A 16,782-nucleotide genomic window follows, 5' to 3' on the forward strand; every position below is an offset into this window, starting at 1 on the left:
TTTCGCGCACCCGGGCTTGTTCCGGTGTGGAAGTGCGACAAAGGCCCGGAGCGGACGACGCGTCCGGTGGGCGACCCCGCCCCCGCGCGAGGTGGAGGTCCTGCGTGCTGGTTGGCCCGAGGTCCAAGGAGCCCTCGCGCGGGCCACCGGGAACATCGGCACAACGGAGGACGCACCAGGAGAGTCGCTCCTGGTGCATCCTCCGCGGTCACCGTGCCACCGGTTGCCGAACCGGCTCGTCAGGCGTAGTCGGTCGACCAAGCCGAGCACTTGTCGAGGGCGTTGTTGACGTTCACGCAGGCCTTGTACTCGACCTTGGAGTCCTCGGCGAAGTCCTTGTCGTACTCGCCGCTCTTGTTGCACCCGCCGCTGAAGTCGATCCGCTGCTCGGAGCCGCCGCGGAGCTTGTACACGAGGTACACGGAATAGCCGTCGCATTTGGTGTCGTACAGGCGGAAGATCTCACCGTCCGAGGTGAACGTCGCCCTGGCGCCGGCACTGGTGCTCGCGCTGCTGTCGGCGTGCGCCGCCGGCGCGACCAACGCCGCACCCCCAACGGCGAGCGCGAGCGCGGAGAACGCGAGAGCCACTTTCTTGATCATGTCGTGGAACCTCCGAGTTGTTCGCTGTCCTTCGGCCCCCCGGCCGACGACACGACAAGAATCTCCGCAGCGCTTTCACCGGACTTTCGCGAGGATGAAAGCGCTCCCGGCCGGTTGGTGTTGATCAAGCGGACCAAGCCGGGGCAGGCGCCGTACCGGACCGCGCCGGGTGGCGGTGTCGAGGAGGCCGACGCATCGGTGGAGGCGGGCTTTCGGCCTCAGGAAGAGCGGCGGGCGAAGAGGAATGCCTGTGGGACTTGGGCGTCCGGGTCGCACAGCCACTGGGCGTCGATCTCGAACCCGGCGTCACGCAACCAGGAGGCCACCTTGTCCGGCTGACGGCGGTGGACGTAGACCGACATCGGGTGGCCGCCATACCCCTCCGTCTTCAACCGCGAGATGTCACCGACATGAAACCCGAGGTGCAAAGGTCCGCCCGGACGCAGCACCCGGTGGAAGTGCGCGAAGACCGTCGGCACCTCCTCGTCCGGGATGTGGATCAACGACCACCACGCGAGCAGGCCGGCCACCGACGCGTCGGGGAGGTGCAGGTCCGTCATCGAGCCCACCTCGAACCGCAACCCCGGGTGCTCACGCCGGGCCACGTCGACCATCCCCGGAGAAAGATCGATGCCGAACGCGTCGACACCGAGACCGTGCAGGTGCGCGGTGACATGCCCGGGACCGCAGCCGACGTCCGCCACCGGCCCGCCACCGGCAGCCCGCACACGATCGGCGAACACCGAAAGCGCGGCCCGAAGGTAGGGCTCGCCGGCGATGGCATCCCGCACGTAGTCGGTGTAGCTGACCGCGACCGTGTCGTAGGAGGTGCGGGTGTCGGCCAGCCAGTCGTCCGTGGTCATGACCGACACGATATTCCCAGGCCGCTGTGACGACGATCTTCCGCCCTTCGTAGAGGCCCTTTTCCAGGTGGTGGTGTGCCTCGACGACGTCGTCGAGGGCGAACACCCTGTCGATGGCGGGTCGCAGCGCGCCGAGGCGCACCCCTGGCGTCGGGGACGACACAGTGAACTCGTCGACCTCATCAGCGGCGTCTCGCGCAAAGTCCTCACCCAGACGCTGCGCCGGCTCCAGCGGTACGGTCTGGTCGAACGCCGTGCCGAGGCGCCCCGGCGGGTCGAGTACCGCCTCACCGACCTCGGCCGGACCCCCGTCGAGCCCATCGAGGTCCTGACGGACTGGGCCAGGGACCACGGCGGTGCCGTCGCCGACTTCCAGGAAGCCGCCGCCAGTGCGCCCGAACGGCCGAGGTGATCGCCGACGCCGCCGTTTCCCCCGCCATAGGATGAAACCCGTGACAATGGAGGAGCACGTCCCGCGTCCGCTGTTCGCGGGGTCGTCGCGCCGCTGGATCCGGCTGCTGCCCTGGGCCTGGGCGTTCGTGCTGCACCCAGCAAGCCCGCGACCGGTGTGATGAGCGCGCCGGTGACCAGCAGCACGATGCTGAGCAGTGCCCCTTCGGCGGGACTCATGCCCAGTTCGCGTTGCAGGAGCGGGAGCGTCGGCGTCGCCACCGACTCCAGGGCACCCGTGGCCACCGCCAGCGCGCCGAGCGCCCCGACGGCGGCCTTCCCGATCGAGGCCCGGGGAAGAGCGGTCGTGGTCATGAACGTCCCCGCCGCTCTGCTCGGGCCGGTCGGGCTGGTGGCGCGGCGTCGCCCGTACCGGCAGGCACGTACACCGCGCGGGAGTGCCGAGCCAACGCCCACGAGCGCGTGCGCGCCCGCTGCCGCTTACCCTTGCGCAACCTCATGTTCCGTCCTTCGTGGTCGTCGTTCGCGACGAGACCAGACTGCGAGGACGGTTGCGCACCAGGCGTCATACGGGGGCGCCAAGGTGTGTGTGCTACCCCGGTAGGGGGTGGATGACGAGCCTGTCCCAGGTTCCGACGATGAAGCCACCACTCCCCGATCGCCGCGCCACCGGGTACGGATGGCGGCCCTAGTCCTCAGCCCGGACGCCCGGCCCCTTCGCTGCCCGGCCCTTCCTGGTGGTCGGGCGCCTGCCAGATGTCCAGCCGCACCCGCCTGCCGGTCAACTCCTCCAGCTCGCCGCGGAGCCGGTCGGCCTCCGCACCACGACGACCGGCCAGCAGGATCGGCCGGGCCGCGCGGATACCCACCCGCAGCTGATCCACGGCCCTGTCGACCTCCACCGCCGACACCCCGACCGCCCGTTCGACGCCCCGCTGCACCGCATCGCGGATCGCGGCGTCCTCCGCAGCCTCCGCCTCGGCACGCAACTCCCGGTCCGTCACGATCGTCGAGCCGGCCGCGACCCCCGCCTCCGCGAACCCGACCACTTCGATCCGGTCGGCCAACAACCGGCCCACCATCTCCCAGCGGCCCCGTTCATCGGCCGCGGCGTACGCACGGCCCGCCTCGGTGGTCAGCTCCAAATCCACATATGAATTCAGGTGCACCCGCAACACCACCGGCGCCTGGCCGGGATCACGCCCGGCGATCACCATCCGGCGGGCCACGGTGTACTTCTCCCCGGTTTCGGCCATCCGGGCCCGGACCTGCTTCTTGAACGCGCTGTCGTCAGTCACGCCATGTCCCTCGCGGCGACGCTGCCCCGCGCCCTGGTCGCCTGGTTCGGCCGTGACCCAACTCAACGACAGCGCGAACCAGCGGCCCTTGTCCTCACAGCCACCGCGGGCGCGGGCCGCGGACAGCTCGGAGTGCGGCAGGCGCTCCTGCCGGTGTCGAGGCTACCCCACATCCCCGCTGCCTCAACCCCGAAACGGCGTTCCGGGACGAGCAGGCCGCCGCGTTCGACGAGGAGCCCCACCACGACCTCACCGATCCTCTCGTGCCGCACGGCGAAGGCCCGCGCCGCCGGCGTCACCGCCCGGTTCGCCCGCCGCGACGCCGCCCCACCGCTCTATCACCGTCGCTGCCACGCGCGCGGCCCGCGGTCGACGACCGCGGGCCGCACACCTCTGTCCTCAGTGGACGCGACGTTTGATCCGCCACACGACGACTCCGAGCAGAGCCGCGGCGAGGCCGGCGAAGATGGCCGTCTCCATCAACTGGAACGCCCAGAAACGATCCGCCGGGTGGTACTGGACCCACTTCTGGACGCCGCGCTCGTGCATGTAGGCGCTGAGCTCCATGCCGGCGCGTCGGGCAGCGGAGTCCATCTGCACGGCCTCGACGACCGACAGGTGCCGGCCTGACGAGTCCGCGTAGCCCGACACCAAGGTCCAGTCGAGGCGGTCGGCCGTCATCCCGCGCGGGCCGCCGGGGTCGAGGTCGACGTCGGTGGCGGCAACGGGTTCGGTGATGGTCCGCGGCGCCTGGAAGTTCGGGCGCAGCCACCCCGCCACGAAGACGCGGAGGGCGGCGAACGCGCCGAGGGCGACCGCGAACGCCGGCAGGCTGCGGCGCAGCAACGTGCCCGCCGCCGTCGCGGCGGCGAAGGCGAACAGCGCGTAGCCCGCCGGGACGAGTCCTTCCAGGTCGAACGCGTCTGCGCTGAACCGACCGTCGAGGACGTCCAACGGCTGCCGGAACCACGTGATCGACGACGAGAGGGCAACTGCGAGCGCCGCGCTCACCGTGCCGAGCGCGGCCAACTTGACCGCCAGCCAGCGCATCCGCGGGACGGCCTGCGTCCAGGCGAACTGCCAGGTGCCGGTTTCCAGTTCGCGGGCCACCAGCGGCGCGCCGAGGAACGCCCCGATCAGGAACGGGACCAGGTTGAACAGGGACAGCATCTTCGATGCGTACCCGTGCTCGTCGTTCAGCCGCCGGATCGCGGTCGAGCACGCGTCGGTGAGCACGCCCGCGCAGTGGGCAGCGCCGTCGGGGAACAGCGAACGCATCGACAGCCCGACCGCGAGCAGGAAGGCACCGATCGCCGCGACCAGCAGCCCCAGCGCGAGCACCTCGGCGCGGTGCTGCCGCCAGATCACCCACGTCATGCCGACACCTCCGGGTGGGCCGGCTCCTGCCGGGCGGGGCGGCGCAGGTAGGCCAGCACCAGCTCTTCCAAGCCGATCGGGTCGGCCTGCCAGCCGGGGGCGGTCACGCCCCCGCCGTCGCGCACCAGCAGCGTGGTGTGCCGGTCGCTGTGGGTGGCCTCGACGACCGTGCCCGCCCGGTCGAGGTCGGCGGTGGTGCGCGGACCGACCAGGAGGCGGTGTTCGTCCAGCAGCGCGTCGATGTCGCCGGCCAGCGCAACGCGGCTGTGGTCGAGCACGACCAAGTGGTCGCAGACGCGCTCCAGCTCCGGCACGACGTGGGAGGAGAACACGACGGTGATGCCGTCGGCGGCGACCGCGCCCATCAGGGCCTGGAGGAACTCCAGGCGGGCCACCGGGTCGAGCGCGGCCATCGGCTCGTCCAGGACGAGCAGGTCGGGCCGCTTGGCCAGGGCGAGGGCCAGCGCCACCTGGGACTGCTGGCCCCCGGACAGCGCGCCTGCCTTGCGGTCCAGCGGGATGTCCAGTCGCGCCAGTCGCCGTTCGGCGAGGCCCTGATCGAAGCGCACGTTGCACGAGCGGCCGTAGCGCAGCAGGTCGGCGACGGTGAAGTGCTTGTAGAGCGGGTGGTCCTGAGCGAGGAACCCCACACGGGACAACACCTGCGGTGTGTTGGTCGCGGGCGACTCGCCCAGGACCTCCACCGTGCCCGTGGTCGGCGCGAGCAGCCCCACGATCAGGCGCAGCAGCGTGCTCTTGCCCGCGCCGTTGGGTCCCACCAGCGCGGTCACCCGGCCCGTCGGCACGGCCAGGCTGCAGTCCTCCAGCGCCCACGTGCGCCGGTAGCGCTTGCCCAAACCGTCGGTCCGGAGCGCGTATTCGGTCGTTGTCATGCGATGTTCTCATTCTTCGCTCGGTTGACCACAGCGGTGAAGAGCGCGGTGACCGCCTGTTCGTCCAGCCCGGCGGCGTGCGCCTTCTTCAGCCACGCCTCCAGACCGCGCCGCAACGAGGTGTAGGTCGCAGCGGAGATCCCCGCCGTCGGCGCCTCGTTGACGAAGGTGCCCTGCCCGGGACGCCCGGTGACCAGCCCCTCCTGCTCCAGCTGCCGGTACGCCTTGGCGACCGTGTTCGGGTTGATCGCCAGGCTCTCGGACACCTCGCGGATCAACGGCAGCCGGTCGCCGTGCCGGAGGAAGCCCAGCAGCACTGATTGCCGCACCTGCTGGACGAGTTGCAGGTAAGGCGGCACACCCGACCGACTGTCGATCCGGAAGACGAACATGAACCCTCCTACTGCTTTACTAGTACCATAGTAAAGCAGTAAAGATCGACGACCGGCAAGCCGCGGTGCGACGCGCGCTGTCGACGACGATCGCGACCGCCGCGTGTCCGGCAGCGGTACCGACGCCGGGCGTCGCCCGGGCGCACGGCGCGTCCACAACAGAGCCTCGGCGCCACCACCGACCCCGCCGAGCGGGAATGGCTCCAGGCGGTCCTCGACGACACCGCGGCGAACCCAGCCGAGGGCCACGCACGCGGCGGAACGTGGATGATTCGGCACGCCGTCGACGTCACCGGCGGCGCGCGACGGGCGTCCGAACCCGAACCGCGGTCACCGTCACCCCGTTCGCGGTCGTGGCCGGCACGTGCGACCAAACCGCCAACGGCGTCTGCTTCACCAACGGCTGGGCGGTCAACCGGGCCTCGATCCACCTGCGGACCGTTCTTCCGCGGGTCCCTGGACAGCTTCGCGCTCCGACAACCACCCAAGCGGCCGGCCCGGCGGCCAGGCCCCAGGTGTCGTGGTCGCCGCGTGGACGTCCTGCGGCGATCCGGGGAACGTCGCCTGACCCGTGGTCAGGCCACGTTGAACGAGAAGAGCTTGCTGTACGTGCCGGGCTGTCCGTCGGCGTTGATCGCGTAGACGTCGAGGTCGTGGTAGCCGCTGGTGGTCGGGGTCAGCGTGATCGTCGCCGTGCCGTCCGCGTCGGCGGGGACGTCGACGTACTCGCCCCCGTCCACAGAGTACCGGTAGGCCGAGACCCGGGTCCAGCCCGCCGGGGGGCTGAAGGTGAACGTACCCGGCACGCCCACGCCACCGGTCGGTTCGCCGCTGTCGGTGTACACGTCGGAACGCACATCGGGCCACGGGTAGAAGCGGTGGCTCCACGTCGTCGCGCCGGAGGTCCAGCCGTTGGCGCTGCGACTGCTCACGGTGACCGTGTGGCCGGACGGGTTGTCGGCCCGGAAGGTGATCGCCGCCGTGCCGTCCGCGCCGGCCGAGACCACCTGCTGTTCCCGCGAATCCACCCGGTACACGAACTCGACGGTGCGGTCGGCCAGGGCGGGCACCGGGGCGAAGCGCAGGGTCACGTCCTGGTTCCACCTGGGCCGGTCGCCGACGACGGTGACGGAGGGGTTGGTGGCCGGGATGAGCATGGTGTACTCGGTCGGTGCCGAGCGGTTGCCCGCGGCGTCGACGGACCAGGCCGTCAGCGTCTGCGGGCCGGTGTCGGGCGGGGCGAGGGTCGTCGTGGCGGTGCCGCCGGGGTGGTCCGCCCGGACCGCGTGGTCGCCGTCCAACGGGTCCGCGCAGATCAGCCGGCCCAACTCCCCGATGGAGCAGCCGCCCACCGGGATCGTGCTGCCCCACGTGTAGCCGAACCCGACCGTGTCGGTGTCACCCCGGGCGTCGAAGACGAACACGCCGTCCTCGCCCACGGGGACCGGCGCGGAACCGTCGTGCGGTGGGTAGTTGGGCGAGGTGATCGCGGGCGTGGCCGGGTTCACCGCGTCGGCGACGAAGTGGCAGGGCGTCGACCAGGCGCCGTTGTCGGCACCGTCGGCGGCGCGTGCTTGCCAGGAGTAGACCTTCCCGTCGGTCAACCCCGGGAAGTCCGCCCTGCCCACCCAGGTGGTGCTCGCGTGCCGCGCGGTCTTCTCCGTTCGCGCGGTCGGGTCATCCTGTGGCCACAGCGCGAAGTCGACGGCCAGGGACGCCGGGCTCTGGTCGCCCGGGTCGGCGTCGGCGGGCAGCGCTTCCAGAGCCACGAACCAGGTGCTCAGCTTCGGGTAGGGAGCCGTGGTGGCGCACTGCTTCCCGGAGTTGTAGCGGTGTCTGTCCACAATGGAGGGAATGTGGTTGTGCTGCACGCTCACCGTGGCTTTGTAGTACCCGGACAACGTCCGACCGTAAGCGGTGTCGCGTTCGAACGGTGCCGGCACGGCGACTTCCAGCGTGATCCGGGGCTCGTTCCGCTCCACCGCCTCCCGCACGGCCGTCGCGACGTCGAACGACGGGGAGGCCGGGCACACCCCGGTCGCGGTGAAGTCGTCCAGCCACCGCTTGCGCCTCGGCGCACCCGCCCACGTGGGGTCCTTGGCGACCGGCGCGGTCTGCCACACCCCGATCGCGCGCTTGGTGCAGTCGGCCGTCGAACTCTCCTGGAGGTAGAGCGTCGCGCCGAGGATCTGGGCCCCGGCGAACTGCGCGACGTCGAGCGTGAGGTAGACCCGCGAGACGTGCAGTCGACCGTCGCGCTTCGAGGCGCCCAGCGGCGCGTCCTGCTGTTGCCACGGGAACGCGGTGTGGGGTTGAGCGGAGTCCGTGTAGGAGGCCCGCGTCGGGTACAGCCGCGTGGAATGAGGTGCCGCCTCCGCGGTCGTGGTGACCACGGACAGTGTCATCAACAGGGCGCTCGACAGGGCGGTCAAGGATCTTCGCAACAAGGCTTCCCCCTCGTCCTGCCCGCGAGGATCTCTCGCGGTGGGGTCGAATGCCGATGGTCCCGCGTACCGATCCCACCCGTCCGGGGTTCGGCCGAGGTTGTCCCCTTTGCCTCAGGACGTTGCGGCGATCGGCGCCGGGATGGGCAAGATCGAGGCGGGTCTTCCGGGCCTCCGCGAGCATCTCGCCGGTTTCACCCGTAGCGGCGGCGTTCACGGTTATGTACGCTGCAGGGGCCTTGATCAAGGAGCAACGGGGGGTTGCCATGTCCTTGTTTCGTCATGCTCTCGTCGCCTTCGCGACTCTCGTTCTCACACTCGGCCTGACGCCCGCCGTCCAGGCGAAGACCGACGACGTCGGCATCCTGGCGTCCGTCAGGATCATCAACCTGCACACCGGCCGCTGCCTCGCGATCCAGGGGTCCAACAACGTCAACGGCTCACCGGCGTTCCAGTACGACTGCATCGGCAGCGCGGCGGACCAGCACTGGAACATCGAGTACATCTCCGCTGGGCGGAGCCGGATCCGCAACGCGTACACCGGCAGGTGTCTCGCGGTCCAGGGCGCGAACAACGTCAACGGCGCACCCGCCTTCCAACACGACTGCGCCGGCTACGAGGACCAGAACTGGAACATCTTCGACGAGGGAAGCGGCGGCCGGTACGTCAAGATCCAGAACTCCTACACCCAGCGTTGCCTCGTCATCCGGGGTGCCGACAACTTCAACGGGTCACGGGCGTTCCAGTTCGACTGCCTGAACTACCAGGACCAGAAGTGGGTGCTCCAGACGGTCTGAGACACGAGCTCGGTCGGCCGGCGCCCGGCAGGCGTCCGCTTGCCCTTTGAGGTCCCGGTCGGCGATGCGCACGCCGGTTGATCACGCAAGCAGCCCTTGGTCGGTCATCCCTCTTGCGACAGAAGGATGTTCGACCAAGGGCTGCGTGCTCGTTCGTAGCCGCGCTGGAGACCGGCAGCACATCGTGGACCGCGCTGCTGGACGCGGTCAACCCGTCTCCGATCATGGCCAGGAGCCCTTCGGCGGCGCCTGCCGCGTTTCGCTTCATCTTCGCCTGATCCTCCACAGCCTGCCTCAGCTCGCGGAGCCTGACGGTGGCCGGGAGCGGGCCGCTCCGGGTGTCGCCGCTCTCCAACCCCTCTTCCGCCGCACAGAGCACGGCGGCCACCCACGTCTGCCGGTAGCCGGTGGGGTTTGGCCCGGTGGCGCGAAGTGTGCGTTCGTGCCACCCGTTCGTTCGATCAAGACAGGGCGAGGCAGGGCAGCCAGCTGCGGTCGCGGCCGTCCGCGGTGAGGAGGGCGGCGAGCACGCCGGCTGCACCGGACAGCAGGCCCGTACCGCCCATCCGCAGCACCTCGTCGAGCCGGGTGTGCAGGTGGTCACGGAGCCAGTCGCGGAGTTCGGCGGCCGGGGTCGAGCCCGCCTGCCGGGCGAACGCGTCGGCCACGAGCAGCATGCCCGCGGCGCCGTGGCAGACGCCCAAGCCGTCGAGGTGGGTGTCGGGGTCGTACTTCGCGCACAGCGTGCCCATCGCCGCGAGGCCGATCTCGCGGAACTCCGCACCCGCGCGGCCGAGCGCCCGGCCCGCGGTCCACAGCGCCCAGCTGACGCCGGGGGTGCCGTAGCACCAGCCCTGCCTGCCCGGCTTGCCGCGGCCGCGCGGGGACCAGGTGAGGATGCCGCGACTGTCGGTGGTCGTGCGGGCCGCCAGCCAGGCGGCCAGGTTCCGGATCGCGTCCGGCTCGGCGCCCGCCAGGCTCAGCGCGGCCAGCGGGCCCGCGGCGCCGTGGGCAAGACCGGTGAGGATCTCGTCCTGGCTCCAGCCGAGCAGGGGGTGGCCGCTGTGGGCGCCGATGCGCAGCCCGGAGAGGTGGGCGTCGGCGAGGGCGGTCAAGTGGCCTGTGAACGGGGCCAGCCGGTCCGTGGACACCGGTGTCGACCCGGCGAAGTGTGCCAGCAGGGTGCCCGAGGGCCCGCTGACCAGGTCGTAGTCGGCGAACCCGACGGCGGTGGTCCGCCAGCGGCGGTGTGCGGCGGCCTGGCCGAGCACGGCCTCGGCGCGCTCGGCCGCGGAGTCGGCGCCGGGGATCAGGCGCAACCCGGCGACGACCCCGCCGAGCCCGGTGAACAGCCCGGTGCCCGCGGCGGCGCGGACCGCGCCGCGCAACCAGGTCCGGCCCGCCTCCGGGTCGGCCACCAGCGCGGCGAGCACGGCGGGTCCGGGATCGGGACCCGCCGTGCTCGCCGATGACTTCCAGGAGTCGAGCAGCGTCCGCGCGGCGGTCACCACGTCGCGTTCGGCTTGGGGTGCCGCCATCAGCGCTTCCTCCCGGTCGCGCTCATCAGCACCGGTATCAGCGATCGTCGTCGTCGCAGTCGATCAAGCTGCACAGGAGTACGGACGGGGTCTTGTCGTCCACGGCGACCTCGGTTATCTGCGCGTCGAGCTGTTCGACCAGCTCGTCCAGTTCGAGTGCGGATTGCATGGTTTCCCTCGTTTCACTCGTCCCACCGGTGGTCCGGTGGTGCTCAGGGGTCAGGACACGGTCGCCATCGGCTGTGCGCGGCGCAGCGCCCCGGCGGCCCTCTCGGCGAGCGCAACCGGGTCGGCCTGGTGGGGCAGTCGCACCAGCAGCTGGGCGGCGAACCGGTGGTCGTGGTCGTCGCGCACCACGAGGTGATCGGGGTCGGGCAGCATCTCCTCCAGCGCCAGCTCAGGCACCTCGGCGTGGGCGAGCAGGCGATCGATGACGCGCAGCGCGCCGAGGCTGTCCAGATCGATCGGCAGCGGACGGCGCCCACCCGCCACCCGGACGAAGTTCCACCGCGGCGCCCCTGCCCAGGCCCGCAGCCGGGCCAGCTCCCGCACCCGGGTCGCCAGGGGCGCGCCCGGCGCGGGCAGACGGTCCCGGGGGACCAGCGCGGTCCGGCCGGCGAGCACGAGCCCGCCGCCGATGACGATCCTGGGTGTCCGGGTGCGGCCGGGGAAGGCTCGGCCGGGGTCGCCGGTGGTGAACGGCGCGGCCAGCTCCGCGACCGGGTTCGCGGCGGTGAGCAGAGCGAGCACGACATCCCATGGATGCGGCGCGGCGCGCGTGGCGTGGTAAACCGGCCACAGCCGGCGGCCCGACGGGTCTTCGGCGATCACCCGGCCGTCGGATTCGCGGATGGTGATGCTCCGCAACGGGAGGTACCGGGTCATCGGCTCGGCGAGGTAGGCGGACGGGTCGGCGTCGCCGGTCCACGTGTCGGTGTAGCGGGGGCGGCGCACGGTGTTGGCGCCCCGCACCCCCAGCGGCGGGACGAGAACCTCGACCGGCTCCGCGCCGCACCGCGCCGCCGCGTGCGCGAGGAACGCCCGGTATGCCTCGACCTGGGGGACGCGGCCGTGCAGACGGCCGAGTGCCTCCGCGAACCGGGCGTCGACGACGCCTGCCGGAACGACGGCTTCCAGCACGGCCCGGCCGTCGGCCATCGGCCGGACCAGGCAGTCCACCGGCCATGCCGGCGGGGTCGCCGCGGGCGCGCCCACGGCGTCGAGCACGTCGGCGCTGATGTCGATCTCGTCGCCGGGCTGCCCGCCCAGCCAGTCGCACAGCCGCGCGTACGCCGTCCCCGGCTGCGCCGTCGGCCACGCCCTCGCCCGGCGCGCCTTGCGCCTCGGGCACTCGTTGTCGAGGAACTCCGCGACGATCTGGGTGATCGGCCGCGGTCGGCTGCCCACGAGGCCCAGGACCGGGTGGCGTCCGGACCGACCCGTCGACAGCACCGCGGCCAGCCTGCGGGCCTGCGCGACGAGATCTCCCAGCCGGGCCACGTCGGCGAGCGCGACGTGGCCGACGCCCTGTCGGTAGACGTCCACGAAACCCGGCCGGTCGTCGCGGCGGGGCCGGTCGGACCAGCCGTCCAGTTTCGCCGCGGGCGGCGCGGACACCTGCACGACGCCGAGCCGCACCAGGTGCCGCAGGAAGTCCCGGGTCACCGCGCGCCGGTCCGGGAGGGGGGCGAGCAGTTCCAGGACAGCAGACGTCCGCAGCGCGGTGTGCCCCAGCACGCGCCGGACCGCGTCCACAGCGGACGTGCAGCGGATCCGCACGAACCTCAGCCCGCCGGGGTGATCGACCCAGCAGCACAGCCGGTCGCCGCGCGTCCAGTGCAGGGCGGTCATGCTCAACCAGGCGTCGGGCAGGTCGTCGGCGGCGGCCAGGGACCGACGCCCGTCCTGGATGTCGGCCACCCGGTGCACCGCATGCGCGCCGACGCGTAAGTCCCCCGGTCCTGGCCCCAGGTCGACCAGCGCCACCTGCGCCAGCCACCCGCGCGGCGTCGGCTTGAACGCCGAGCGGGCCATCAGTCGCAGCAGGTAGTCCGCGCGCTGCCGCAGCCGCTTGGCCGTCCAGTCCTGTCGCGCGGCCAGCCGCTCGCCGATCTCGGCGACGATCTCGGGCGCGGTGTTGGTGAGGATGCGGGTGATGGCCGGACTGGCGGTGACGATCCGCCAGGGCAAGCCCACCAGGCGCGCCTGCTCGGTGCCGATCTCCTCGGTGAGACCGCGTTCGGCGGCCGCCAGCCCCTCGGCGCGATCGGCGGCGCTGAGCAGGCTCTCGGCGAGCGCGTCCCCGATGCCCAGGGTTGCCGAGACAACCGCCAGCCGACGGCACGCGTGGGCGTCGACCAGCCCGCCGCGCCGCAGCACCCGCACGGTCGCGATGGCCAGGCGGCGCAGCGAGTGCGTCAATTCCGGATGCGGGACGAGTTCGTCGCCGACACGCAGGGCCAGTTCCCGCCCGAACCACCGGTAGTCCAGTTCGTCGTCGAGGTGCGCCCGGATCCGGTCGAACAACGCGGTGTTGCCCAGGTCGGCGAGTGCGGCGGCGGGTACGCCCGCCACCCGCAACAGGCAGGCGGAACCGGTCGGGGCGTGGTCAGCGCACATCGTCGTTCCCCCGCGGGCGTGACGCGCCGAGCGCCGTGCTGATGAGGATCTGGGTACCGAGGCCGAGCGCCGCGCGGTTCCAGTGGAAGATCACATACCAGGCCAGCGCGTCCGGGGTGGCCTGCCAACGGGGGATGAGCGAGCCGATCAGGGCAGCGTGCCGGTCGACCAGCGCGAGTGCGGCGGCGGGCAGGGCGGTGCGCAGGGCCGCGGGTCTGTCCCACAGGGCGCGCAGGCCCGCCGCCGCGTGCGCGGTCACGGGCGCGTCGGCCGGGCACTGTCTGCCCGCTGCGGCCACCGCCCGCCAGACGGCGCAGTCGACCCCGATAGGCACCACCTGGCGCAGCATCGCCATGGAGAGCCGCCATGCCGGTGTCTTGGACTGCTGGGTGTGGAGGTCGAGCCAGGTCAGCGCGTCCACCGTGAACAGCCGGTGGACGTGGTGCATGGCTTCCGAGCCGCCGAACCGGGATTCCTCCGGGATGTAGGACGCGGGCTGGGCGTCGGAGATAAAGCCCGCGTCCCGCCACCCGAGCGCGTGCAAGAGGAACTCGGTGCGCACGGCCGAAGCGTGTTCCCCGCACGCCGCGAAGCGCACCCGCAGCCCAGGCGGCTTGTGCATGAAGAAGAATTCGGTGATCACCTCGCCGCGCAACCACTCCCGGGCGATCCGGGCGATCTCCGGATAAAGCCGCCGGACCTGGCTCAGGGTGGCGGTGAGGTCGACCTGCACCCAGTCTCCGGTCGCCGTCGCGGCGGGCCGAGCCGGCAACAGGGCCACGGCGGACTCCCTTCGACCAGGAGGCCGGTCATGACGAGGAGGAGCCAACTTGTCGGCCGTCAAGATCGCTCACGCGCGCCCGGTCCACCGGCAAATCATTGACGTGGAGACGCACCGCGAAGCGGCTCGCACGAACGATGTGGCGAGGCGGTCGGGCGTCGACTGCAGCGCCTTCACCACGTCAGGCCCCATCCAGGGCTGGGGTGTTTGAACGTCGTTCCCAGGCCGGCGACCGCGGATCGGTCGACCCCCATCTGCCGGGCGAGCGTCTCCTTCGTGTCTCCCATTACTTCCCGGTCGTCCGCAGGTCCTTATCGCCGCACACCCATAAGCTCCCTCCCGCCACTACCACCAGGATCGTCCCCGTGTTGTCGCAGGTCAAATCTGAAATGTGCCGAAGAGATCTCAGACCTCGACGGATATTCACCCGATCGGCGCGCACCGCGCCCCGGCTTTCCCACCCATACGATCGACGCAAGGCCGGTTGCCAAAAGTCACCCTTTCGTGTCTCCGCTTTGAGTGGCGAGCACTGACGGTGAAACTCCGCGGTTTCACCCAGCCGCTCACTTCCCCCAAGCCGCGGCAACGGCGCAGTATTTCCGCCACCCGTGCGAAGAACCTCGAGAGACGGCACCTCGACACGGCCGTCCGACAGGAACGCGAACAGCAGCCACCGCACTCCGCAGGGCCATCGCCCACACCGACACCGAGATCAAGCGAACCATCCGCAACCTCGAACTCGTCGACAATCCGGACCGCGACCTCATCCGCGACGTCAACCAGCGCCGCGCCGAGCTTCACACCGAAAAGGAGCACCCCGAAAGCCGGCTCGCCGAGGCCGAGCAGCAGGCCATCAACGCCCCCCGATCCCGACCTGGTCAAGACAGCCCACAACGCCGCCGTCATCTGCCTCGAACACCCACGGCGGCGTCGTGACAAGCAGAAACAAAACCGTTGCCGTTCGACGGGGACGCGCAGCAGCGAACCCGCATGGAACTACCGCTGATCCCGGCAGGCTCCACGGGCGGCAGGAGCGAGGCGGTGGTGGATCGACCAACTCGTGGACGGCTCGCGAACGCGGTCGGCCAAGACGCTCAGGCAGTTCTCCCAGAGGCGTGCCCCACGCCCACGTGGCCTCCGCACGCATCCGGTTCGCGAGTTGGCGACGCGACAGGGTCCGCAGAGGCGGCCTGTCATGATCGTTGATCACGGCGCGACCAGACGTGGTGCGGCCAGGGACAGGGTGTTCGAGCTGGGCCTGCCGATTAGCGGTTGTCGGCGGCCCACGTCCGGACGTCGGGCTGACGGTGCGGGGTCGAACCCGAGCCCGCACCAACAGATCGCGTGCACGGACCGATCACACGACGTCCCGTAACACGACGTCGGTGTTCGACGACTTGGTCAACTGGGCACGCACCCCGCGGCCCGCCCGTGCGGCGCTTCCCCCGAAGTGCTCGCGACGCACCAGGAGACCACCATGGCCCTGTCGCCGAAGTACTCCGTCTACCACTCAGCCGTCCTCGACGCAGACGCCGACGAGGTGTGGGCGAAGGTCCGGGACATGATGGTGCTGCTCGACATCGTGTTCGGCGAGGGCGTCGAGAACGCCCACTGGACCCACGGCGGCTCGGCGAAGAAGGTCCCGTCGACGTTCGAGTTCACCCTCCTGCCCAACCACGACGTGGCCGTGGAGGAAGTCGTCGGCCGCTCGGAGACCGACCGCTCGCTCACCTACCGCTCGGTCGCGCAGGTGCTGTTCATCGTGGACTACGTGGCCACCTACCGGGTCCGGCCGGTGACGAACGAACCGGGCCGCAGCTTCATCGACTGGGAGCGCGAGTTCCGCGTGGTCCCCGGCGCGCCGGCCGGTTTCCTGGACGACCTGGAAGCCCTCTTCGTCCAGGAGATCGCGACCGTGAAGGCGCACTTCGCCGCCTGACGACGGCGACGGGGCGGGCCGTCCGCGCGACGATCGGCGACCACGGGTCTGGCGCGAGGGGCGACGTGGTGAAGTTGGACGCGCGGGTCCGGGCACGGGCGGCTTCCGACAAGCACAACGGTCACGGCGGTGTCGAAGCGTTCACCGTGAAGGTTTGCGCGGTTCGAGTCGGTCGACGACGGATGCGGCCGGAGACGTCCTTCGGAGCAGCGTTTCTCGGGCTCCGGCGAGCGATGAACCGGGCAGCGCGATGCGCCGCAGCGCGGGCAGGGACTTGACCAGCAAGTACCCGAGCACGCCGCCCAGCGTGTTCGCGAGGAGGTCGTTGACGTCAACGCTGCGCCCGCTGCGCGCGAAGACGTAGATCAGCAGCTGCGCCACCTCGATCGACGCGCTGAACGCCAGTGACAGCGCCGCCACCCGCCCGGCGCTCGCCGCCCTCGCCGACACCAGCGGCAGCAACACGCCGAACGGCACCAGCATCACCACGTTGAGCACGAACGACGGCACGTCCGCGGTGAGCAGCGGGAACCAGTTGACCTGCTCGTACCACGCGGTCTGGTTGGCGTGCGGACCCCGCTGCACGTCGATCGGGAACAGCGTGAAGTGCACCACCCCCGCGACGTACGACCCGGCCGCCGTCCGGGTCGGCAGGTGTCGCCCCGTCCACCCCGGCCGACCGCGCGCCGCGCGCGTCACGAGCACCGCGCCCCACAGCGCCAACGCGGGCACGAGCACGTACCACGACTCGATCCCCACACCCGCGTAACCGACGTCATCCCACATTCGCGACCTCCTGATCGGACTCGGTGCCAGCCTGCGTCCGGG

16 protein-coding genes are annotated in these 16,782 nt (G+C 71.2%); 4 read left to right on the plus strand and 12 right to left on the minus strand.

Annotated elements, in window-relative coordinates:
* Positions 1-239: 239 nt before the first annotated feature.
* Together RIN75_RS29160 and RIN75_RS29165 are read right to left on the minus strand one after the other, a co-directional pair.
* The gene (locus RIN75_RS29160; protein ID WP_309115240.1) at positions 240-602 is read right to left on the minus strand and encodes a hypothetical protein; all 363 of its coding nucleotides are present in this window, start codon (positions 600-602) and stop codon (positions 240-242) included.
* A gap of 218 nt (positions 603-820) precedes the next feature.
* On the minus strand, positions 821-1,465 hold the full coding sequence (locus tag RIN75_RS29165; protein WP_309115241.1) for a class I SAM-dependent methyltransferase: 645 nt from the start codon (positions 1,463-1,465) through the stop codon (positions 821-823).
* Between RIN75_RS29165 and RIN75_RS29170 the strand changes: the two genes are divergently transcribed.
* A complete protein-coding gene (locus RIN75_RS29170) occupies positions 1,464-1,877 on the plus strand; it encodes a helix-turn-helix domain-containing protein (protein WP_309115280.1) in 414 nt (137 codons plus the stop codon). The two genes, RIN75_RS29165 and RIN75_RS29170, sit on opposite strands and share 2 nt — an antisense overlap.
* A 694-nt stretch (positions 1,878-2,571) precedes the next feature.
* Here the strand turns inward: RIN75_RS29170 and RIN75_RS29175 are convergent.
* From RIN75_RS29175 to RIN75_RS29195, 5 genes are all read right to left on the minus strand, one after another.
* Positions 2,572-3,174, minus strand: coding sequence for a KH domain-containing protein (locus RIN75_RS29175; protein WP_309115242.1), 603 nt, complete (start codon positions 3,172-3,174; stop codon positions 2,572-2,574).
* 399 nt (positions 3,175-3,573) lie between these two features.
* Positions 3,574-4,551, minus strand: a complete 978-nt coding sequence (locus RIN75_RS29180; protein ID WP_309115243.1) for an ABC transporter permease subunit — start codon at positions 4,549-4,551, stop codon at positions 3,574-3,576.
* Positions 4,548-5,444 carry an ABC transporter ATP-binding protein gene (locus RIN75_RS29185; protein ID WP_309115244.1) on the minus strand — a complete coding sequence of 299 codons (897 nt, stop codon included), beginning with the start codon at positions 5,442-5,444 and terminating at the stop codon, positions 4,548-4,550. Before RIN75_RS29185 ends, RIN75_RS29180 begins: the two co-directional genes overlap by 4 nt.
* Positions 5,441-5,836 (minus strand): GntR family transcriptional regulator, encoded by a 396-nt coding sequence (locus tag RIN75_RS29190; protein WP_309115245.1) that lies wholly within the window; start codon positions 5,834-5,836, stop codon positions 5,441-5,443. The genes RIN75_RS29185 and RIN75_RS29190 overlap by 4 nt, the downstream gene beginning before the upstream one ends.
* A gap of 575 nt (positions 5,837-6,411) precedes the next feature.
* Positions 6,412-8,280 (minus strand): hypothetical protein, encoded by a 1,869-nt coding sequence (locus RIN75_RS29195; protein ID WP_309115246.1) that lies wholly within the window; start codon positions 8,278-8,280, stop codon positions 6,412-6,414.
* Positions 8,281-8,546: 266 nt separating this feature from the next.
* Here RIN75_RS29195 and RIN75_RS29200 point away from each other — a divergent pair, with 266 nt between their 5' ends.
* Complete coding sequence (locus RIN75_RS29200; protein WP_309115247.1) at positions 8,547-9,077, plus strand: RICIN domain-containing protein; 531 nt, start codon at positions 8,547-8,549, stop codon at positions 9,075-9,077.
* Positions 9,078-9,538: 461 nt separating this feature from the next.
* On the opposite strand, the gene RIN75_RS29205 is transcribed toward RIN75_RS29200, so the two are convergent.
* Genes RIN75_RS29205 through RIN75_RS29220 form a run of 4 tightly spaced genes read right to left on the minus strand, consistent with a single transcriptional unit; the run spans position 9,539 to position 14,015 of the window.
* The gene (locus RIN75_RS29205) at positions 9,539-10,615 is read right to left on the minus strand and encodes a lanthionine synthetase LanC family protein (RefSeq protein WP_309115248.1); all 1,077 of its coding nucleotides are present in this window, start codon (positions 10,613-10,615) and stop codon (positions 9,539-9,541) included.
* Positions 10,616-10,652: 37 nt separating this feature from the next.
* Positions 10,653-10,784 carry a hypothetical protein gene (locus tag RIN75_RS29210; RefSeq protein ID WP_309115249.1) on the minus strand — a complete coding sequence of 44 codons (132 nt, stop codon included), beginning with the start codon at positions 10,782-10,784 and terminating at the stop codon, positions 10,653-10,655.
* Positions 10,785-10,834: 50 nt separating this feature from the next.
* Positions 10,835-13,234 carry a hypothetical protein gene (locus RIN75_RS29215; RefSeq protein ID WP_309115250.1) on the minus strand — a complete coding sequence of 800 codons (2,400 nt, stop codon included), beginning with the start codon at positions 13,232-13,234 and terminating at the stop codon, positions 10,835-10,837.
* Positions 13,224-14,015 (minus strand): thiopeptide-type bacteriocin biosynthesis protein, encoded by a 792-nt coding sequence (locus RIN75_RS29220; RefSeq protein WP_309115251.1) that lies wholly within the window; start codon positions 14,013-14,015, stop codon positions 13,224-13,226. The genes RIN75_RS29215 and RIN75_RS29220 overlap by 11 nt, the downstream gene beginning before the upstream one ends.
* Before the next feature lie 519 nt (positions 14,016-14,534).
* Here RIN75_RS29220 and RIN75_RS29225 point away from each other — a divergent pair.
* Both RIN75_RS29225 and RIN75_RS29230 read left to right on the plus strand, forming a co-directional pair.
* Positions 14,535-14,951: a hypothetical protein gene (locus RIN75_RS29225; protein WP_309115252.1), complete on the plus strand. Its 417-nt coding sequence runs from the start codon at positions 14,535-14,537 to the stop codon at positions 14,949-14,951.
* A 541-nt stretch (positions 14,952-15,492) separates the two neighbouring features.
* The gene (locus tag RIN75_RS29230; RefSeq protein WP_309115253.1) at positions 15,493-15,954 is read left to right on the plus strand and encodes an SRPBCC family protein; all 462 of its coding nucleotides are present in this window, start codon (positions 15,493-15,495) and stop codon (positions 15,952-15,954) included.
* 141 nt (positions 15,955-16,095) lie between these two features.
* Here RIN75_RS29230 and RIN75_RS29235 read toward each other — a convergent pair whose 3' ends face one another.
* On the minus strand, positions 16,096-16,740 hold the full coding sequence (locus RIN75_RS29235; protein ID WP_309115254.1) for a VanZ family protein: 645 nt from the start codon (positions 16,738-16,740) through the stop codon (positions 16,096-16,098).
* Positions 16,741-16,782: the final 42 nt, after the last annotated feature.

It is taken from the genome of Saccharothrix sp., assembly GCF_031180885.1.
Classification (GTDB): domain Bacteria; phylum Actinomycetota; class Actinomycetes; order Mycobacteriales; family Pseudonocardiaceae; genus Actinosynnema.

What these genes read in the sequence shown, in the direction of transcription:
- RIN75_RS29230 (WP_309115253.1), top strand. Translation starts at nt 15,493, where the DNA reads ATGGCCCTGTCGCCGAAGTACTCCGTCTACCACTCAGCCGTCCTCGAC.
- RIN75_RS29205 (WP_309115248.1), bottom strand. Translation starts at nt 10,615, where the DNA reads ATGGCGGCACCCCAAGCCGAACGCGACGTGGTGACCGCCGCGCGGACG.
- RIN75_RS29235 (WP_309115254.1), bottom strand. Translation starts at nt 16,740, where the DNA reads ATGTGGGATGACGTCGGTTACGCGGGTGTGGGGATCGAGTCGTGGTAC.
- RIN75_RS29165 (WP_309115241.1), bottom strand. Translation starts at nt 1,465, where the DNA reads ATGACCACGGACGACTGGCTGGCCGACACCCGCACCTCCTACGACACG.
- RIN75_RS29185 (WP_309115244.1), bottom strand. Translation starts at nt 5,444, where the DNA reads ATGACAACGACCGAATACGCGCTCCGGACCGACGGTTTGGGCAAGCGC.
- RIN75_RS29190 (WP_309115245.1), bottom strand. Translation starts at nt 5,836, where the DNA reads ATGTTCGTCTTCCGGATCGACAGTCGGTCGGGTGTGCCGCCTTACCTG.
- RIN75_RS29160 (WP_309115240.1), bottom strand. Translation starts at nt 602, where the DNA reads ATGATCAAGAAAGTGGCTCTCGCGTTCTCCGCGCTCGCGCTCGCCGTT.
- RIN75_RS29180 (WP_309115243.1), bottom strand. Translation starts at nt 4,551, where the DNA reads ATGACGTGGGTGATCTGGCGGCAGCACCGCGCCGAGGTGCTCGCGCTG.
- RIN75_RS29170 (WP_309115280.1), top strand. Translation starts at nt 1,464, where the DNA reads ATGACCGACACGATATTCCCAGGCCGCTGTGACGACGATCTTCCGCCC.
- RIN75_RS29210 (WP_309115249.1), bottom strand. Translation starts at nt 10,784, where the DNA reads ATGCAATCCGCACTCGAACTGGACGAGCTGGTCGAACAGCTCGACGCG.
- RIN75_RS29215 (WP_309115250.1), bottom strand. Translation starts at nt 13,234, where the DNA reads ATGTGCGCTGACCACGCCCCGACCGGTTCCGCCTGCCTGTTGCGGGTG.
- RIN75_RS29200 (WP_309115247.1), top strand. Translation starts at nt 8,547, where the DNA reads ATGTCCTTGTTTCGTCATGCTCTCGTCGCCTTCGCGACTCTCGTTCTC.